Below are 17,183 nucleotides of genomic sequence, written 5' to 3'. Positions count from 1 at the left end.
AGCGGTAAACTTCACTCCCGTCATGGAGAATCGACGTGGCAAAGCGCCTGACGCTTTACATCTTTATCGGCCTCGCGCTCGGTTTGCTGGTCGGCTGGGCGATCAACGCCGCAATGGCGGACGGCACCGTGGCGACGCAGGAGCGGCTTGCGACGATCGCTGGCCATTTCTCTGTCGTCAGCACGTTGTTCCTGCGGTTGATCAAGATGATCATCGCACCGCTGGTATTCGCCACTCTGGTGTCGGGGATCATCCATATGGCCGATACCTCGGCGCTCGGGCGGATCGGAGGGCGGGCGCTGGCCTGGTTCATCGGCGCGAGTTTCATTTCGCTCCTGCTCGGCCTAGTGCTTGTCAACATCTTCAAGCCGGGCGTCGGCCTCGAACTCGATTTGCCTACCGCGACCGGATCGACCAGCCTCGCCACCGCTGATTTCAGCATCGCCAAATTCGTCACCCATCTGGTGCCGACATCGATGTTCGACGCGATGGCGAACAACGAGATATTGCAGATTGTCGTCCTGTCGCTGTTCGTCGGCGTCGGTATTACCAGCCTTGGCAGCGGCGGCCAACGGCTTGCGGGGCTGGTCGAGGAAATGGTCGCGGTGATGCTCAAGATCACCGAATATGTCATGCGCGTCGCTCCGATCGCCGTCTTCGCGGCGGTTGCCGCCGCGGTGATCGAGCGCGGCTTCGGCATCGTCGTGACCTTCGGTTACTTCATTGGTGTCTTCTATCTGGGGCTGGCCCTCCTGTGGGTTGTCCTTCTTTCCGCCGCATGGATATTGCTGCGCGCAAACCCGATCGTGCTGCTGCGCAACATTCGTGAGCCAATTCTGCTCGCCTTTTCGACCGCTTCGTCGGAAGCCGCCTTTCCGCGCACGCTCGAAGCCCTCGACAGGGGCGGCGTGCCGCGGCGGATTTCCAGCTTCGTGTTGCCGCTCGGCTATTCGTTCAATCTCGACGGGTCGATGATGTACATGGCCTTTGCGATCATGTTCATCGCCCAGGCCTATGGCGTCGAGATGGATTTGTGGCAGCAGTTCACGGTGCTGCTGATCCTGATGGTGACATCAAAGGGTGTGGCGGGTGTGCCGCGCGCCAGTCTGGTCGTCGTGGCGGCGACATTGTCGTTCGTGAACCTGCCCGAAGCCGGATTGTTGCTCATCCTCGCGATCGATCATTTTCTCGACATGGGCCGCACCGCGACCAATGTCGTCGGCAACGCGGTGGCCTGCACCGCGGTCGCGCGCTGGGAGGGCGTCCTCGGCGTTGAAGAGGAACCCGAACCGGCCGCATTGGCGCTTGAAATCGAGACCACCCCGGTCTCCAAAGTCTGAATGGCTTTTCCCCAATTCGCGAAAGGAATTTTTATGCGTAACATGGTGTTGCTGACCCTGGGCGCGGCCCTGATGGCAGCCTCCCCCGCGCAGGCCGCCCCCAAGGCGAAGCCCGAGGCCGTGCTGAAGACCAAGGGGTATGAATCAGCGATCAAGATCCTCGACCGCGACCATGACCGGATGATCGAAGAGATCATCAAGCTTACGGAAATTCCGGCGCCGCCGTTCAAGGAGGCCGCGCGCGCCGCCGCCTATGCCGAAATGCTGAAGGACGCGGGACTCCAGGACGTCGAGATCGACGAAGAGGGCAATGCGATGGGCGTCTATCGCGGCACCGGTCCCGCCGGCGGCCCGGCGGTGATGATCGCCGCGCATCTCGACACCGTCTTTCCCGAGGGCACGCCGATCAAGGTTCGCCGCGACGGGACGCGCCTCTATGCCCCCGGCATCGGCGACGACACGCGCAGCCTGGCCGTGCTGCTCGCCTATGCGCGCGCGATGAAGGAGGCGGGCATCAAGGTGAAGCAGGACATCGTCTTCGTCGGCAATGTCGGCGAGGAAGGGCCGGGCGACCTGCGCGGCGTCCGCTACCTGCTGACCAAGGGCAAGTATAAGGACCGGGTGAAGGCCTTCTTCTCGATGGACGGGACCGATGCGTCGCGGATCGTCAACGGCGGTGTCGGATCGCGGCGCTATCGCATCACCTACAAGGGGCCGGGCGGGCACAGCTATGGCGCGTTCGGACTGGTCAACCCGATGGCGGCGATGAGCCAGACGGTGGTCGACTTCTACAAGATCCCCGTTCCGGCCAAGCCCAAGACCACCTATGCCGCCAGCGTCACCGGCGGCGGCACCTCGGTCAATTCGATCCCGAACGAAGTGTTCATGGAATTCGATATGCGGTCGGAAAACCCCGCTGAACTCGCCAAGCTCGAACAGGCGTTCCTCGCCGTCGTCAAGAACAGCGTCGACGGCGAGAATGCAGCTCGGTCGGTCAAGGAAGGACCGGTTACCGCCGACGTCAAGCTGATCGGCGACCGTCCGGCGGGCGAGACCGCCGCGACGCAGCAGATCGTCCGCAATGCGGATGCGATCATCCGCGCCAAGGGGCTGGAACCGCGACCCTCCTTCTCCTCGACCGACTCGAACATTCCGATGAGCCTCGGCATCCCGGCGGTGACGATCGGGTCGGGCGGACAGGGCGGCCGTGCGCACTCGCTCGATGAATGGATCGACGTCGAAAAGACCAAGAGCCTGCACGGCGCCACCGTCGGTCTCGGCATCCTGCTCGCCACCGCAGGCGTCCAATAATGGGCACCCGGCCGCGCTACCTCCGCGCCTCGCGGATCGCCGGGACGGTCGCGGCCGGGTTCGCTCTCGCGCTCGCGCTGACGCTGTCGGCGCAGGAAAAGCTCGAAACGGCGCCGGTGCCGACAGTGCCGATCGCCGACGGCTTCACCATCGCGGGTGCGGGAGACCTCATCTACCTGCGCCCGATGCTGCCGACGATCGAAGCGCGGAGCCCCGATCTGCTGCGCCTGCTGCGCGGTGCCGACGTCACCTTCGGTAATTTCGAGACGAGCGTCATCGACCTGACCGATACCAAGGCGGTGCCGCAGGCGGAATCGGGCGGCACCTGGATGCACGCCGATCCCGGCGTTCCCGCCGATGTGCGCGCCATGGGCTTTACCATCGTCAGCCATGCCAACAATCATGCCACCGACTGGGGCGTCGAGGGGATGGACGAGACGGGGCGCCATCTGACCGCGGCAAAGCTGGTCTGGGGCGGAACCGGCAAGACGATGGCGGCAGCGCGCGCACCGCGCTACCTGGACACTGCCAAGGGCCGTGTCGCGATCGTCTCGGCCACTTCGACCTTCACGCCGATCTCGGTCGCCGCCAATCCGGTCGGCAGCGTTCCCGGCAGACCCGGGGTCAACAGCCTGCGCACGCGCCGCTCGACGGTCGTGTCGGCCGGCGAACTGGAGATGCTGGCGGGCCTCGCCGCGCGCTCCGAACTGCGCAGTGACGGGCGCAAGGACGACGGCGTCATGTTGATGGGCAGCCACTACAAGGCCGGTCCGCCACGGGAGGGGAAGCTGGCCTTCAGTTATCGCGTCAACCAGCGCGATGTCGACGAGAATCTGCTGTCGGTCCGGCAGGCGAAACAGAACGGCAATTTCGTCATCTTCTCGGTCCATAATCACGAACCGTCGAACGCTTCGCAGGAACCGGCGGATTTCGCGATCCAGCTTGCGCATGATGTGATCGACGCGGGCGCCGACGTCTATATGGGCCACGGCCCGCATCAGCTTCGCGGCATCGAAATCTACAAAGGGCGGCCGATATTCTATTCGCTCGGTAACTTTGCGATGATGAACAATTCGCTCGACGAAATTCCCGACGACATGTTCCAACAATATGGCGTCGCGCCCGGCGCGGCGACGGTTCCCGAATTGTTGCAAGCCCGCAACACGCGATCTTTCTCGGACCCCAATCTGTATGAATCGGTGATCGCGACCAGCCGCTACGTCGGCGGGCAGGTCGTCGAAATCAGGCTTTACCCGATCGATCTGGGCGTCGACGTGCGCGGCGCGGGCAAGGGCGTTCCTGCAATGGCATCGCCCGCGCGGGCACAGGCGATCCTCGAGCGGCTACAGCGGTTGTCGGCGCCGTTCGGAACGACGATCAGCATCGAAAAAAATGTCGGAATCATCCGGCCGGTCGAGGGGCGCCGATAGCCATCGACGGCGACACATTCAGGTGCAGGATATCATGACACTTCAGGACTTGCAGACACCCTGCCTCCTTCTCGACGAAGCGAAGCTGCGGCGCAATGTTGCCGGGATGCAGGACCATCTCGCGCGGCTGGGGGTGGCCTTCCGTCCGCATCTGAAGACCGCCAAATCGCGCGACGTCGCGCAGGTCGCGATGACGTCATCGACGGGACCCGCGATGGTCTCGACGCTGCGCGAGGCCGAATATTTCGCCGAAGGCGGCGTGACGGACATGATCTATGGCGTCGGGATCGTGCCTGCCAAGCTTGGGCGTGTCACGGCGATCCGCGGCAGGGGAGTGGATCTGGCGGTCATTCTGGACAGCATCGACCAGGCGGAGGCTGTCGTCCACCATGCGCGCGCCAGCGGAGACCGGATTCCCGCGCTGATCGAGATCGACGGCGACGGCCACCGATCGGGCGTTGCGCCCGGCGACGCCGCGACGCTCGTCGAAATCGGGCGCGTGCTGGCGGATGGCGCCGAATTGCGCGGCGTTCTCATCCATGCGGGCGGCAGCTATGCGCTCGATGACCCCGATGCGCTCGCGGCCGCGGCCGAAGCCGAGCGCTTCGCGGCGGTCTCCGCCGCCGATATCTTGCGCGCTGCCGGCCTGCCTTGCCCGGTCGTCAGTGTCGGCTCGACGCCGACCGCGCGTTTCGCCCGCGATCTCGCTGGTGTGACCGATGTGCGGGCCGGCGTGTTCATGTTCGGCGATCTTTATCAGGCCGGCGTCGGCTCGGTCGGCATCGACGACATCGCTTTGTCGGTGCTCTGCAGCGTGATCGGACATCAACCTGCGAAGGGCCGGATTCTCGTCGATGCTGGTTGGATGGCGATGTCGCGCGACCGCGGGACGTCAGGCCAGGCTATCGACCAGGGCTATGGTCTGGTGTGCGACGTGGCCGGGGTCGTCTTTGACGACCTGATCATGATCGACGCCAATCAGGAGCATGGCGTCATCGCCCTGCGTCCGGGATCGACGGCCGTATTGCCCGACCTTCCGGTCGGTGCGCAGCTCCGCATCCTGCCGAACCATGCATGCGCGACCGGGGCGCAATATGATCGCTATCATGTGCTGGACGGCGACGGTCAGGTGACCGCGATCTGGCCCCGGATCAACGGCTGGTAGGAACAGGATATGACCGATCGCCAGCTTGCTATTTCCGCCGCAGATGTCCGCGCGGCGGCTCTGCTGATCGCGGGCAAGGTGGTGCGCACGCCCTTGCTGGAATTTCCGTCGCTGAACGAGCGCGCCGGACGCCGTGTCCTCGTGAAGTTCGAGGGCGCGCAATATGCCGGCTCGTTCAAGTTTCGCGGGGCCTATAATCGTTTGGCGCGTTTGACCGGGGAAGAACGAGCGGCCGGCGTTGTCGCCTGGTCTTCGGGCAACCATGCCCAGGGCGTGGCTGCGGCCGCCCGGCTTCTGGGAATAGGGGCCTCGATCGTGATGCCGTCGGATGCTCCGGCCATCAAGGTCAGGAACACCAGAGCCTTCGGCGCCGAGATCATCTTCTATGACCGTGCCACCGAATCCCGGGAGGATATCGCCACAGCGCTCTCGGACGAACGTGGGGCCGTTCTGGTGCCGTCTTACGACGATCCGTTCGTCATGGCGGGGCAGGGCACGATCGGCCTCGAACTGGTCGAGCAGTCGCGGCAGGCCGGAGCGGAACTGTCACAGGTGCTCGTCGCCTGTGGTGGCGGCGGGCTGGTGGCGGGGATCGCCACGGCCATGAAGGACGCGCTGCCCGATCTCCAGATGTTCAGTGTCGAGCCTTGCGCCTTCGACGACACGGCACGATCGCTCGACAGCGGGCGCCGCGAAACGGTGGCGACGGGAGCTGCATCGATCTGCGACGCGTTGCTCGCTCCGACGCCGGGCCGCCTGACATTCCCGGTCAATCGCCGCCTGCTTTCTGGCGGGCTCAGCGTGAGCGATGACGAGGTGAAGGCGACGATGCGCTACGGCTTCGAGGAATTGAAGCTCGTCATGGAACCAGGCGGGGCGGTTGCGCTTGCGGCACTGCTGCACGGCCGCGCGCCGATGTCCGACTTGCCGGTTGCGGTCGTTGTGTCGGGATCCAATGTCGATCCCGCGCTTTATGCCCATATCCTGGATGAGGGGGCCGGGGCATGAACTCCATGGCGCACCCCCGTGGTGGTAAGCAGCGGCGGGAGGTCTGCGAAATTCTATTTCGGGTGCAGGAAGTCGCAATCATGAGGCTGCGGCCAAGACTGCCCAAACGGGCTGTCGCGAACGAAGGTGCCTGCTGACGCGAGCATGGGATACTCCGTGCGCTGCTTCGACGCCTTGATTTGTGCTTATGCCGGAACGCTGCGGGATTTTCGCCGGACGATCGTCTGGGCGTTGGTATATTCCAGCAGGCCCTCCAGCCCGCCCTCGACGCCGACCCCCGACTGTTTCATGCCGCCGAACGCCGCGGTCGGCGACAGATGCTGGGTCTCGTTGACCCACACGGTACCGCTGGCGATGCGCTCGGCGATGGCGAACGCCTTGTCCTCGTCATGGCCCCATACCGATCCGCCGAGGCCGTAATCACTCGCATTGGCGCGCGCGACGACATCATCATAATCGTCGAATTTGATCAGCGGCAGCACCGGGCCGAACTGCTCTTCCTGGACGATGCGGCTGTCCTCCGGCGGATTGTCGAGGATGGTGACTGGGATGAAATAGCCGGGCACCTCGGCCGCCTCGCCGCCAACAAGAAATGTATAGCCCTTGTCCTTCGCGTCCGCGATCAGGTCGAGCACGCGGCGGTATTGCGGTTCGTTGTTGATCGGGCCGATCTGGGTGCCCTGTTCGGACCCGTCGCCGACCTTCACCGTCTTCGCATAGGCGACGAGCGCGTCGCGGAGCGGTTCGTAGATATCCTTGTGCACATACATGCGCTTGGTCGCGATGCAGATCTGGCCATTGTTACGGAACGCCGCCCAGAACAACTCCTCGGCGACCTTTTCGACGTCGATGTCGGGCATGACGATCGCGGCGTCGTTGCCGCCGAGTTCGAGCGTCACGCGCTTGAGCGTCGGCGCGGCCGATTCCATCACACGGCGGCCGGTCGCGGTCGAACCGGTGAAGCTGATCTTGTCGAAGCCGGGATGGCTCGTCATCCACGGGCCGAGCGCGTCGCCGCCGGTGACGATGTTGAGGACGCCGGGCGGCAGCAGGTCCTTGACCAGTTCGCCGAATTTCAGCGTCGCGAGCGGGGTGAAGGGCGAGGGCTTGAGGACCATCACATTGCCCGCGAGCAACGCCGGTCCGACCTTGAACATTGCGAGGATCATCGGGAAATTCCACGGCGCGATCGCGCCGACGACGCCGAGCGGGACGTGGCGGGTCTCGCTGTAGCGCTCGTCGCTGTCTTCGTTGACCGTCACCGGCAGGTCGAGCGCCGTCGCGCCCATCAACCAGTAACCGGCACCCATGATTTCGCCTTCGGCCTCGGCATGCGGCTTGCCCTGTTCGGCGGTGAGCAGGCGCTTGAAGGCGTCGATGTTCGCGAGCACCGCCTGTCCCATCGCGTTGAGCGCTGCCTTGCGTTCGGCGATCGGCGTCGCGGCCCAGCCGGGGAAGGCGGCGCGCGCGGCATCGATGGCGCGGTCGAGGTCGCCCTGGCTCGCATCGGGGGCGCTGCCGATCACCTGTTCGGTCGCGGGGTTGATGACGTCGAAGCGGGCGCTGCCGGCTTCGAGCTTGCCACCGATCAGCATCGCATAGTCGCGGTCGAAATCCATATCGGGTCTCCTTCAGGGAATCAGCACGACCTTGATGCACTCGCCGCGCGCTTGCGCCGCGAGCGCCTCGTTGATCTCGGCCAACGGGAAGGTCTTGATCAGTCGGTCGAAGGGAAAGCGCCCCGCTGCATGATGCGCGATCAGTTCGGGGATGAAGGTCTGCGGGTCGCTGTCGCCCTCGATGATTCCGATTATGCGGTGGCCGGGGGTCATCAGCGCGGCGATATTGACGCTGATCGCGGCGTCGGGCTTCGACGGCACCCCGACCAGACCGATCGCGCCATGGCTGCCGAGCGCGGCGAGGCCGGCTTCGATGACGGGGACGACGCCGCTGGTGTCGAAGGCGAAGTCGAGCCCGGCGGGGACGATCGCGCGCAAGGCTTCGGCATGGTCGCCCGCTTCGGTCGGGTCGATGACATGCGTTGCGCCAAGATCCTGCGCGATGGCGCGCCGTGCCGCGATCGGCTCGACGAGGATGATCGTAGAACAGCCCTGGATCACCGCCCCCATCACCGCGGCAAGGCCGACCGGGCCGCCACCGAAGATCGCGATGCTCGATCCCGCGGGGCAGGCGAGCGAGTTCATCACCCCGCCGGCGCCGGTCTGGAAACCGCAGCCGAGCGGCCCGAGCAGTTCGAGTGCGACCTTCGACGTATCAACCTTCACGACGTTGCGCGCGCGGGTGACGGTAAGCGCCGAGAAGGACGACTGGCCGAAGAAGTGTGAGGTCACACGCTCGTCGTCTTTGGAATAAGCGGTCGATCCGTCGTCGAGGCGCATGCCGGCATAGTTCAGCGGCACGAAGCTCTGGCAATAGCTCGGCAGATGTTCGTCGCAGCGCGGGCAGGCGCCGCAGCTCGAAAAGCCGACGACAACCTCGTCGCCGACGGCAAGGCCCTCGACGCCTTCGCCGATCGCCTCGATCACGCCCGCGCCTTCATGGCCGAGGACGCCGGGCAATGCGAAGGGCGCGAACTGGTCGCGGAAGATCAGGTCGGTGTGACACAGGCCGACGCCCGCAATGCGGACGCGGACCTCGCCCGCGCGGGGCGCTTCGACCTCGATGGCTTCGATCGAGAAGGGGCCGCCGGGTTCGCGCACCACGGCCGCTTGCGCCTGTGTCATCATCGTCTCCGTCTAGTCGAGTCGCCGCGCTTCCTGCTGGCGATAGTCGCTGGGCGCCATGCCGAACCAGGCGCGAAAGGCGCGGCTGAAATGGCTCTGGCTGGTGAACCCGGTCGCCTCCGACAGGGCGGCGAGGCTGAGGTCGGTCTGGACGAGCATCTGTTGCGCACGATCGAGCCGTGCCTTCATCACATATTGGTGCGGCGAGATGCCCGTCGCCTTCTTGAACAACCGGCAGAAGTGCGACGGCGTGACCCCGGCGACGGCCGCCATCGCCTCAAGGCTATGCTCCTCGGCCGGGTTGGCGAGCACCGCGTTCATGATCTTGTGGAGCCGATAGGCCGAGAAATCGGACACCGGAATCTCGGTCGGGTTGCCGTGTGCGGGCGGGCCCGAGAGGATGTGAGCCTTGAGCGCATTCACCATCGCCGCGACATAGGCGGTGCGCTCGTCCGCCTGCGGTGCATAAAGTTCGGAAAGGATCTGGCGCGTCAGCGCGACCCCGAGCGGGTCGGCGAAGGCAAAGCGCAGCTTGTTGAACTGGTCGGCATAGGGTTGCCCGGCGAGGACATCGGACGACATCGAAAGCGTCACGACGTCAAGTTCGCCGTCGACCAGCCAGCCGGTCGGCATGCCCGCTGGAACGATCGTCGCGCAGCCGGGGATTGAACTCGAGGTCGTCCAGCCGTCGCGGTCCCATGTCTTGACCTGCGGCTTGCCCGCGACATGCACGGTAAAGATCGGCTGGGGCAGTGCGGGCAGGGTGTAGCTGCCGACAAACTGGCGCCAGCGACAGAGCGACCAGCCATCGCCGATCGACCCCATCTCCACGTCTGGCGCGCGGCCGAGAACGTCGCAGATGATGTCCTTATTGTCCCAGACGTTCTCGTGTTTCACGCTGTCAGCCTGACCTCGAGCCGCTTGAAGCCGTTGATGAAGTTCGATCGCACCCGGCTCGGCTCTCCGATGATCTCTATCCGCCGAACATGGCGCGCCATCGTGGCAAAGGCGAGTCGCAATTGCATCTCGGCCAGCCGCGAGCCGACACAGACGTGCGTGCCCGCGCCGAACGCGAGATGCTGGCGGATCGGGCGTGTGATGTCGAAGGCGTCTGGATCGACGAAGATCGACGGATCGCGATTGCCGCTGGGGTAGAAGACGACGACCTTTTCGCCCTTGCGGATCGCCTGCCCGCCAAGCTCGGTATCGCGCGTCGCGGTGCGGCGCATGTGGATGACCGGGCTCGCGTAGCGGACCATTTCCTTGACCGCATTCGGCAGCAACGCGGGGTCGGCGCGGATCGCATCCCACTGATCGGGGTTGTTGGCAAAGGCGATCAGGCTGTGGTTGATCGAATTGCGCGTCGTTTCGTTGCCGCCGACGAGCGCGAGGATCAGGTTGCCGACGAAGTCGCCGAGCGGGACGGGTTCGCCGTGGATTTCGGTATTGGCCAGCAGCGATGCGATGTCGGGGCCGGGGTTGGCGCGGCGTTCGTCGAACAAGGCGGTGGCGAACCGGATAAACTCGCCCATCACCGCCTGCATGGCTTCGGGCGACTGGCGGAAATCGGGGTCGTCCTCGCCGACGAAGGCGTCGGTCCAGCGGTGGAGGTCGTGCCAGGTCTCGGCGGGCACCCCGAGCAACTCGGCGAGGGTAAGCAGCGGCAGCGGCACGGTGAGGAGCGGCAATATGTCGACGGCCTCATCCAGCGGTACCTCGGCGAACAATCGCTCGACCCGTTCGGCGATCCGCGCCTCGATCCCTTCGAGCCGCCCCGGCGACAGCGCGGGCATCACGAACTTGCGATACTGCGTGTGCGTCGGCGGGTCGCGCGAGATGAAGGGGATGCCGATCGCGGATTCCCCGGCGCCGGTCAGCCCGACCTCATTCTCGTTGAAGATGCGGTGCCCGCCATTCTCGTGCGCTGAAGAAAAGAGATCGGCTTGCCGCGACACTGTGACGATATCGTCGAACCCCAGCACCGCCCAGAACCCAGCACCGTCGCTTTCGGGGTTCCAGTGGACCGAGCCCGCTTCGCGCAGCGCCGCGAGCTCGGCATAGGGCATGCCGCCGACGTAAAGATCGGGGTCCTTGAGATCGGTCATCGTCAGAAGCTGTAGCGGAGGCTGACGCCGTAAGTGCGCGGCGCGCTCGGCACGAGGAAGTTATACGGGAAGCCCGCGCCGCGCAGGTCGAGGCCATAGCCATAGGTCTTGCGTTCGAAGATGTTGTTCGCAAACGCGCGGATCGTCAGCGCGTCGTTGCTCCAGCTGAGCGATGCATTGACCTTGGCATTGGCGCCTTGCTGGAGTTCACTGTTCACCTGCGGCGTGCCGGGCGCGTCGATTTCGTTGAACGGCGAGAAATATTGCCGGCTCGAATAGGCGATATTCGGCGCGAAGGTGATCGTGCCGCCCGCGACCTCGACGACGTCCCATTCGACGCCGAGCTGCGCGGTGAGCTTGGGCGCGAAGGGCAACTCATTGCCCGACAGGTCCGCACCCTGCAGCGTCAGTTCCTTATATTTCGAGTGCAGCCAGCCGAGCGACGCATCGACGCGGAAGCCATCGACCGGACGCAGCGTCGTTTCGACCTCGAAGCCATAGACCTCCGACGACGGCGCGTTGACGAGGAAGGAGACCGGGCCGGCGCGCGTGTCCTGCAGCTGCTGGTTCGAATAATCATAATAGAAGGCCGAGGCGGCGTAGGTCAGCAGGCGGCCGCCGGCGCGGCCCTTGATCCCGATTTCATAAGCGTTGACGCGCTCGGGCTCGATATAGCCGATCCCCGCGGACGAGGTGTAGCCGCCGCCATTGACCGCACCCGCGCGATAGCCGCGGTTATAGCTCGCATAGACCAGCGGGCCGTCGTCGAAGCTGTAGCTGAGCGCGATACGGCCGGTCAGCGCATTGTTCGTGTCGGCGAGCGCGAAGCGCGCATCGGGATCATAGGCGCAAGTGCCCGCGACGCCGGCGCAAGGGACGGTCGTCGCGATCAGGGTCTGCGGATCGTCGACCCCGCCGACGAACAGATAGGCGAAGGCGTCGTCGTAGCGCGACTTGTCCTTGGTATAGCGCGCGCCGACCGTCAGCACGAGGCGGTCGGCGAGGTCGATGTCGGCCTGCCCGAACACCGCATAGCTTTTGCGCACCTGCCGATAATGCTGGAAGAAGCCGCCCGCCGGGGGCAGCGGCAGGTTGAACGTGTTGTCGGTGATATTGCGGTCCCAGCCGTAAAAGAGTCCGCCGACGAAATTGATCCCGTCGCCTTCATAGTTGGCGCGCAGTTCCTGGCTGAACTGGCGGTAACGCGAGCGCCAGTTGATATCGAGGATGTCGAGCGGCGATCCGTCGGCCGCTTGCTGCAGATCCTGCTTGCCGCCGTCGTAGCTGGTAATCGAGGTCAGGCTTAGCGTGTCGCTGAGTTCGAGCGCGATATTGGCCGAGAAGCCCCAGGCGTCGGTGTTGTTGTCGCCGATGCGGTTCTCGTTGGTCTGGAAGAAGCCGAGCCCGGCGCGGAAGGGCTGGAGTCCATGGACGGCGGCCTGCGTGCCGCGGTCGCGGCCGGCATAGGCGCGCAGCACGATGTCCAGCGTCTCGGTGGGTTTGACGCGAAGCGATGCGCGACCCTGCAGCGTGTCGACCGAGGCGGCATCGCGCCCGCCGGGGAAGACATTACGGATCTGCCCGTCGCCCTTGGCGTAGTTCACCGCGAGCCGCAGTCCGGCGACATCCTCGGCCAGCGTCGCCTCGGCGGCGCCCTGTGCGGTGAAGGTGTCGAAATTGGCGTAGCCGACCTGCAGATAACCGTTGGTGCCCGACAGGTCGGGCTTTTTGGTGATGAAGTTGATCGCGCCGCCGGTGGTATTGCGCCCGAACAGAGTCCCCTGTGGTCCGCGCAGCACCTCGATGCGGTCGAGGTCGAACAGGCCCATGCCGTGGCTGGTGCGCGGCGCCAGATAGACGTCGTTGAGATAGACGCCGACCGGCGAGGCCTGGTTGCTGTTATATTCGTTCGCGACCCCGATTCCGCGCAGCGAGAAGTTGGGCTGGGTGTTGCCATAAGGGCTGTTGATCTGAAGATTGGGAACGGCGCTGCCGAGCTGCGCCGAATTGGTGATGCCGCGGTCGGCGAGCGTGTCGCCGCCAAGCGCGGTGACCGCGAGCGGCACGTCGAGCAAAGATTGTTCGCGGCGCTGCGCGGTGACGACGATATCGCCGTCGCTCGTCGTCTCTTCGGCGGGCGGCGCGTCCTGCGCCATTGCGAATGTCGATGTCGAAACCGCGAGCGCCGCCATCAAAGTGCGCGTCAGTGCGATGCGTGCCATTGTCCTTACTCCCTTGTGCATTGGGGCTATTGTGAGCCTCCATTGCGATCAGGATTAGGCCACCGGGCCGGCCTTGGCTTTAGCGCGACTTGCAACTGGTTTTGACATTTCTTGCGCTGGGCGGCGAGGCGCTCGCAGCGTTCTGGCGCGATCGCGGGTCGGTGACGGCGGCGTCGCAACAAGTCTCCGCGCGTTGCAACAAGTTGCAACTTGGTCCTCGGCGACGCGACGCGGCAGAGGATTTCCCGATCGGACGGGATTTCACATGAACCCCAAGACCGGTCAGTCCTGACTTTCAGCCTTGGGGTTTCCGTCCGATGACCATCACCAATTTCTCCGCCGTTCGCCGGCGCACCCAGATGCGCGCCGCGCTCCTGTCCGCCACCGCGGGCTTCGCGGCGTTGAACGCGTCGCCCGCATGGGCCGAATGCGTCGTCCAGCCGGGCGGCACCGCGGTCTGTTCGGGTGAGAATACCAACGAGCAGAGCGTCGGAAACGGCGGGACGATTACCGTTACCACCGCGCCCGGTTTTGAGATCGACAGCCCTGGCAACGGCCTCGTCATTTCCGGTCCTGGATCGCTCACTTATAACGATGCCAATGCCTCGACCATCATCGGCCGCGGACGCGACGGGATTGCGGTCGGCAATGGCGGCGGCGCCTCGCGCATCGAAATCCGCACCGCGGGCGACGTGACTGGCGGCGGACGCGCGGGGATCATCACCAACAACGCGGGCACCGGCGGGGTGCTGGTCGAGGCGACGGGCACGGTGACGGGTGCGACCACCGGCATCACCGTCGTCGCGCTGCCCGGCAGCAATGGCGACATCGACGTCCTCTCGAACAATGCCGCAGGCGGCAACTCGGGCATCGGGGTCGAGAACCGGGGCGGCAGCGGCGCGATCCGCATCACCTCGACGGGCACGGCGAGCGCGACCGGCAGCGAGGGCTTCGCGATCGTCGGCTTTCACAGTGTGCAGGGCGCGGGCAGCGACGTCGTCATCGAGGCAAACAATGTCGGCGGTGTCGGCGGTGGTATCAACGTCAACAATTTCGGCACCGGCTCGACGAGCATCACGGTCAACGGCACGCTCGACGTGACCGGTCGGCAGGGTATCACGCTCGGCAATAGCGCTTCGGCGAAGGATATCGTCGTCACCACGCGCGGCGCCGTGACTTCGGGCGCGACCGCCATCGCGATCAGCAATCAGGGGAGCGGACGTACTATCGTGACCGCTGAGGGCCGGTTGCTGAGCAACAATGTTCGGCCGCAGGACGCCGAGGTCAGCGGCAACGGCATGAACATCACCACCGGCGGAGGCGCCGGCGATGTGATCGCAAATGTGGCGGGAGTAGAGGGTCGCGCGGGCATATTGATCCGCAACGGCGGGATTGGCTCGACGTCGCTGACCGCAACCGGGCTGGTACGCGGGCGTGAGGGACGCGGCGTGGAAATCACCGCCGCGGCGTCGGCGGGCGACATCGTGGTCCAGCTTGCCGCGGTCGAGGGGGCGACCGACGGCATCTTCATCAACCCGCCGGGCGATGGCGACGTCGACCTGACGGTGACCGGGCCGGTGGTTGCCGGACGCGACGGGGTGCGCATCGAACGGCCGACGGGAACCACCGGCGACACGCGCGTCGTGGTGGGTGATGTCACCGGCGCGCAAAGCGGCGTCGTCTTGCTGACGCAGGGGACCGGTACAACCAGCCTCGTGTCGACCGGCACGCTGACCGGCGCCGCTGGCGACGGTCTGTTCGTCAGCGGCTCGGGGCCGATCATGCTCGACGTCAACAATGCCTCGGGCGACGAATTTGGCGTGTCGATCCTGACGGGTGGCACGGGCGGGGGTGGCGGTGACGGCGGCGGGAGTCTGGACCTGCTGCGCGCCGCCGACAGCCGTATCGCGGCGATAAATGCGGACGCGGGCGACGGCACGACGCTGATCACCCGCGGCACGGTCGAGGGCGGCATTGCCGCGATCGATGCGGTCACCGAAAGCGGGCTGGCGTTCGGCCTGACCAACGATGGGACGATCCGCAACCGCTCTGGCGCTTCAAGTGACCTCGCGATCCAGGCGGCGGGCGGGCCGGTCGATATCCTCAACAACGGCACCCTGCTCGGCACGATCCGGCTTGACGCCGGGATCGTCGCGCCCGAACCCGAGCCCGAGCCGGAACCCGAGGATCCCGGTGAGCAAACCCGTGGCCGTTCGGCGCGCGGCGCCTTCGTCATCGCCGAAGTGCCCGATATCGAGGCGAGCCATCGCTTCACCAACGCCGGCAGCTGGAACAGCATCGGCGGGATCAATGTCTTTGGCGGCGTCGACGATGTGCTCGTCAATGTCGCCGGCGGGCGCCTGATCGGCGGCACCGCGGCGGCGACCGCCGAGACGACGACCTATTCGGGTCTCGAAACGCTGACCAACCAGGGCATCATCACCATGGTCGATGGCGGCATCGGCGATGTCGTCCGGACCGGCGGCGACGCGAGCTTCGCGGCGGGATCTCTGCTCGCGGTCGATGCCGGCGGTAGCGGATCGGACCGCTTTATCGCGGACGGCGCCACGACCATCGCGGCGGGCGCGCGGCTTCAGGTCAGCAACCCGCAGCCGGCGGTGCTCGGCACGCGATACACGGTGCTTGAATCGGCGGGCGGGGTGACCGGCAGCTTCACCTTCGCTGACCAGTTGCTCTCGAACTTCCTCGGCTATCGCCAGGGCCGCACCGCGACGACGATCTTTGTCGAACTCGCCAAGCTGCGCGCTTTCGCGGCGGCGGTTATCACGCCGAACCAGATCGCGGTCGGCACCGCGCTCGACGGGCAGGCGGCGACCGATCCGCTGGCCGCGGCGGCGCTGTTGCTGCCCAGCGATGCGGCGGCGCAGGCGGCGTTCGACGGCCTGTCCGGCGAAATCCACCCGAGCGTCCGCACCGCGATGATCGAGGAAAGCCGCCTGCCGCGTAACGCGGTGCTCGAGCGGCTCGACGGCCGGAACGGCGGGGCCGTCTGGGGGCAGCTGTTCGGCAATTGGGGCGACAGCGACGGCGCCAACGGCACTGCCGACCTCGACCGCGAGACGATCGGCGGCGTGCTTGGCGCGGATTTCGCTATCGGCGACAGCGCGATGATCGGTGTAGCGGGATCCTATCTCGAAACCGACGTCGATGCCCGTGCGCGCAGCAGCAGCGCCAAGCTCAAGAGCTGGCACGTGCTGGGCTATGCCGGGGTGCAGTTCGGCGGCGCGGCGCTCAAGGTCGGCGGCGGCTATGCCTCGGCCAGCATCGACACCGACCGCGCCGTCGCTTTCCCCGGCATCGGCCAGCGCCTTGTCGCCGGTTATGACGGTTCGGTCGTCCACGGCTTTGCCGACCTCGGCTATCGCCTGCCGCTCGGCGGCGGCCATGTTGAACCCTTTGCCCAGATCGTCGCGGTTCGCGCCGATACCGATGCTTTCGCCGAAACCGGCGGGAGCGCGGCGGTTGCGGGCGCCAAGAGTGACGAGAATGCGACCCTCTCGACGCTTGGCGCCCGCTTCTCGACCGCGACGTCGGGGGTCTTCTCGGTCGGCGGTACGGTAGGATGGCAGCATGGGTTCGGCGACCTGACCCCGGCGACCTCGATGCGTTTCGCGACCGGACCCGGCTTCACGGTCATCGGCACGCCGCGCTCGCGCGATGCTGGCGTCGCGACGATCGACGCGCGGCTTCGCCTGAGTGAGGGGGCGCTGATCACCGTCAGCTATGACGGTGTGATCGGGTCGGCAGGGCAGGATCACAGCATCAAGGCTGGGCTGCGGATCGCCTTCTGACTCCGGCCCGGTCCCCGTCTGGCGGCGGGGACCGGGTTTGGATTGC

The 17,183-nt window shown here is 65.8% G+C and carries 11 protein-coding genes; 6 read left to right on the top strand and 5 right to left on the bottom strand.

The annotated features are described in order from the left end of the window. The first annotated feature begins 35 nt into the window (after window positions 1-35). Genes AC3WS4_RS14660 through AC3WS4_RS14640 form a run of 5 tightly spaced genes read left to right on the top strand, consistent with a single transcriptional unit; the run spans window position 36 to window position 6,254 of the window. Window positions 36-1,340 (top strand): dicarboxylate/amino acid:cation symporter, encoded by a 1,305-nt coding sequence (locus AC3WS4_RS14660; protein ID WP_492739519.1) that lies wholly within the window; start codon window positions 36-38, stop codon window positions 1,338-1,340. 33 nt (window positions 1,341-1,373) lie between these two features. After that, window positions 1,374-2,651 (top strand): M20/M25/M40 family metallo-hydrolase, encoded by a 1,278-nt coding sequence (locus tag AC3WS4_RS14655; RefSeq protein WP_492739520.1) that lies wholly within the window; start codon window positions 1,374-1,376, stop codon window positions 2,649-2,651. Next, window positions 2,651-4,081, top strand: a complete 1,431-nt coding sequence (locus AC3WS4_RS14650) for a CapA family protein (RefSeq protein WP_492739521.1) — start codon at window positions 2,651-2,653, stop codon at window positions 4,079-4,081. Before AC3WS4_RS14655 ends, AC3WS4_RS14650 begins: the two co-directional genes overlap by 1 nt. A 34-nt stretch (window positions 4,082-4,115) precedes the next feature. After that, on the top strand, window positions 4,116-5,246 hold the full coding sequence (locus AC3WS4_RS14645; RefSeq protein ID WP_492739522.1) for an alanine racemase: 1,131 nt from the start codon (window positions 4,116-4,118) through the stop codon (window positions 5,244-5,246). A 9-nt stretch (window positions 5,247-5,255) separates the two neighbouring features. After that, complete coding sequence (locus tag AC3WS4_RS14640; RefSeq protein WP_492739523.1) at window positions 5,256-6,254, top strand: threonine ammonia-lyase; 999 nt, start codon at window positions 5,256-5,258, stop codon at window positions 6,252-6,254. 185 nt (window positions 6,255-6,439) lie between these two features. Here the strand turns inward: AC3WS4_RS14640 and AC3WS4_RS14635 are convergent, their stop codons facing one another. Genes AC3WS4_RS14635 through AC3WS4_RS14615 form a run of 5 tightly spaced genes read right to left on the bottom strand, consistent with a single transcriptional unit; the run spans window position 6,440 to window position 13,325 of the window. After that, entirely contained in the window at window positions 6,440-7,873 is a 1,434-nt protein-coding gene (locus AC3WS4_RS14635; protein ID WP_492739524.1) for an aldehyde dehydrogenase family protein, read from the bottom strand. Window positions 7,874-7,885: 12 nt separating this feature from the next. Next, window positions 7,886-8,998: an NAD(P)-dependent alcohol dehydrogenase gene (locus AC3WS4_RS14630; protein ID WP_492739525.1), complete on the bottom strand. Its 1,113-nt coding sequence runs from the start codon at window positions 8,996-8,998 to the stop codon at window positions 7,886-7,888. 12 nt (window positions 8,999-9,010) lie between these two features. Then, complete coding sequence (locus tag AC3WS4_RS14625) at window positions 9,011-9,895, bottom strand: helix-turn-helix domain-containing protein (RefSeq protein ID WP_492739526.1); 885 nt, start codon at window positions 9,893-9,895, stop codon at window positions 9,011-9,013. Then, window positions 9,892-11,103 carry a cytochrome P450 gene (locus AC3WS4_RS14620; protein WP_492739527.1) on the bottom strand — a complete coding sequence of 404 codons (1,212 nt, stop codon included), beginning with the start codon at window positions 11,101-11,103 and terminating at the stop codon, window positions 9,892-9,894. Before AC3WS4_RS14620 ends, AC3WS4_RS14625 begins: the two co-directional genes overlap by 4 nt. A gap of 2 nt (window positions 11,104-11,105) precedes the next feature. Continuing rightward, window positions 11,106-13,325 carry a TonB-dependent receptor gene (locus AC3WS4_RS14615; protein ID WP_492739528.1) on the bottom strand — a complete coding sequence of 740 codons (2,220 nt, stop codon included), beginning with the start codon at window positions 13,323-13,325 and terminating at the stop codon, window positions 11,106-11,108. Window positions 13,326-13,642: 317 nt separating this feature from the next. Between AC3WS4_RS14615 and AC3WS4_RS14610 the strand changes: the two genes are divergently transcribed. Next, entirely contained in the window at window positions 13,643-17,137 is a 3,495-nt protein-coding gene (locus AC3WS4_RS14610; protein WP_492739529.1) for an autotransporter domain-containing protein, read from the top strand. Window positions 17,138-17,183 lie beyond the last annotated feature (46 nt).

Source organism: Sphingopyxis sp. EU05-FHT14B03 (assembly GCF_058790875.1).
Note: the sequence above shows the minus strand (reverse complement) of the source record. Positions and strands in the feature narration are given on the sequence as shown.

What these genes read in the sequence shown, in the direction of transcription:
- AC3WS4_RS14655 (WP_492739520.1), top strand. Translation starts at nt 1,374, where the DNA reads ATGCGTAACATGGTGTTGCTGACCCTGGGCGCGGCCCTGATGGCAGCC.
- AC3WS4_RS14650 (WP_492739521.1), top strand. Translation starts at nt 2,651, where the DNA reads ATGGGCACCCGGCCGCGCTACCTCCGCGCCTCGCGGATCGCCGGGACG.
- AC3WS4_RS14645 (WP_492739522.1), top strand. Translation starts at nt 4,116, where the DNA reads ATGACACTTCAGGACTTGCAGACACCCTGCCTCCTTCTCGACGAAGCG.
- AC3WS4_RS14640 (WP_492739523.1), top strand. Translation starts at nt 5,256, where the DNA reads ATGACCGATCGCCAGCTTGCTATTTCCGCCGCAGATGTCCGCGCGGCG.
- AC3WS4_RS14635 (WP_492739524.1), bottom strand. Translation starts at nt 7,873, where the DNA reads ATGGATTTCGACCGCGACTATGCGATGCTGATCGGTGGCAAGCTCGAA.
- AC3WS4_RS14630 (WP_492739525.1), bottom strand. Translation starts at nt 8,998, where the DNA reads ATGACACAGGCGCAAGCGGCCGTGGTGCGCGAACCCGGCGGCCCCTTC.
- AC3WS4_RS14620 (WP_492739527.1), bottom strand. Translation starts at nt 11,103, where the DNA reads ATGACCGATCTCAAGGACCCCGATCTTTACGTCGGCGGCATGCCCTAT.
- AC3WS4_RS14615 (WP_492739528.1), bottom strand. Translation starts at nt 13,325, where the DNA reads ATGGCACGCATCGCACTGACGCGCACTTTGATGGCGGCGCTCGCGGTT.
- AC3WS4_RS14610 (WP_492739529.1), top strand. Translation starts at nt 13,643, where the DNA reads ATGACCATCACCAATTTCTCCGCCGTTCGCCGGCGCACCCAGATGCGC.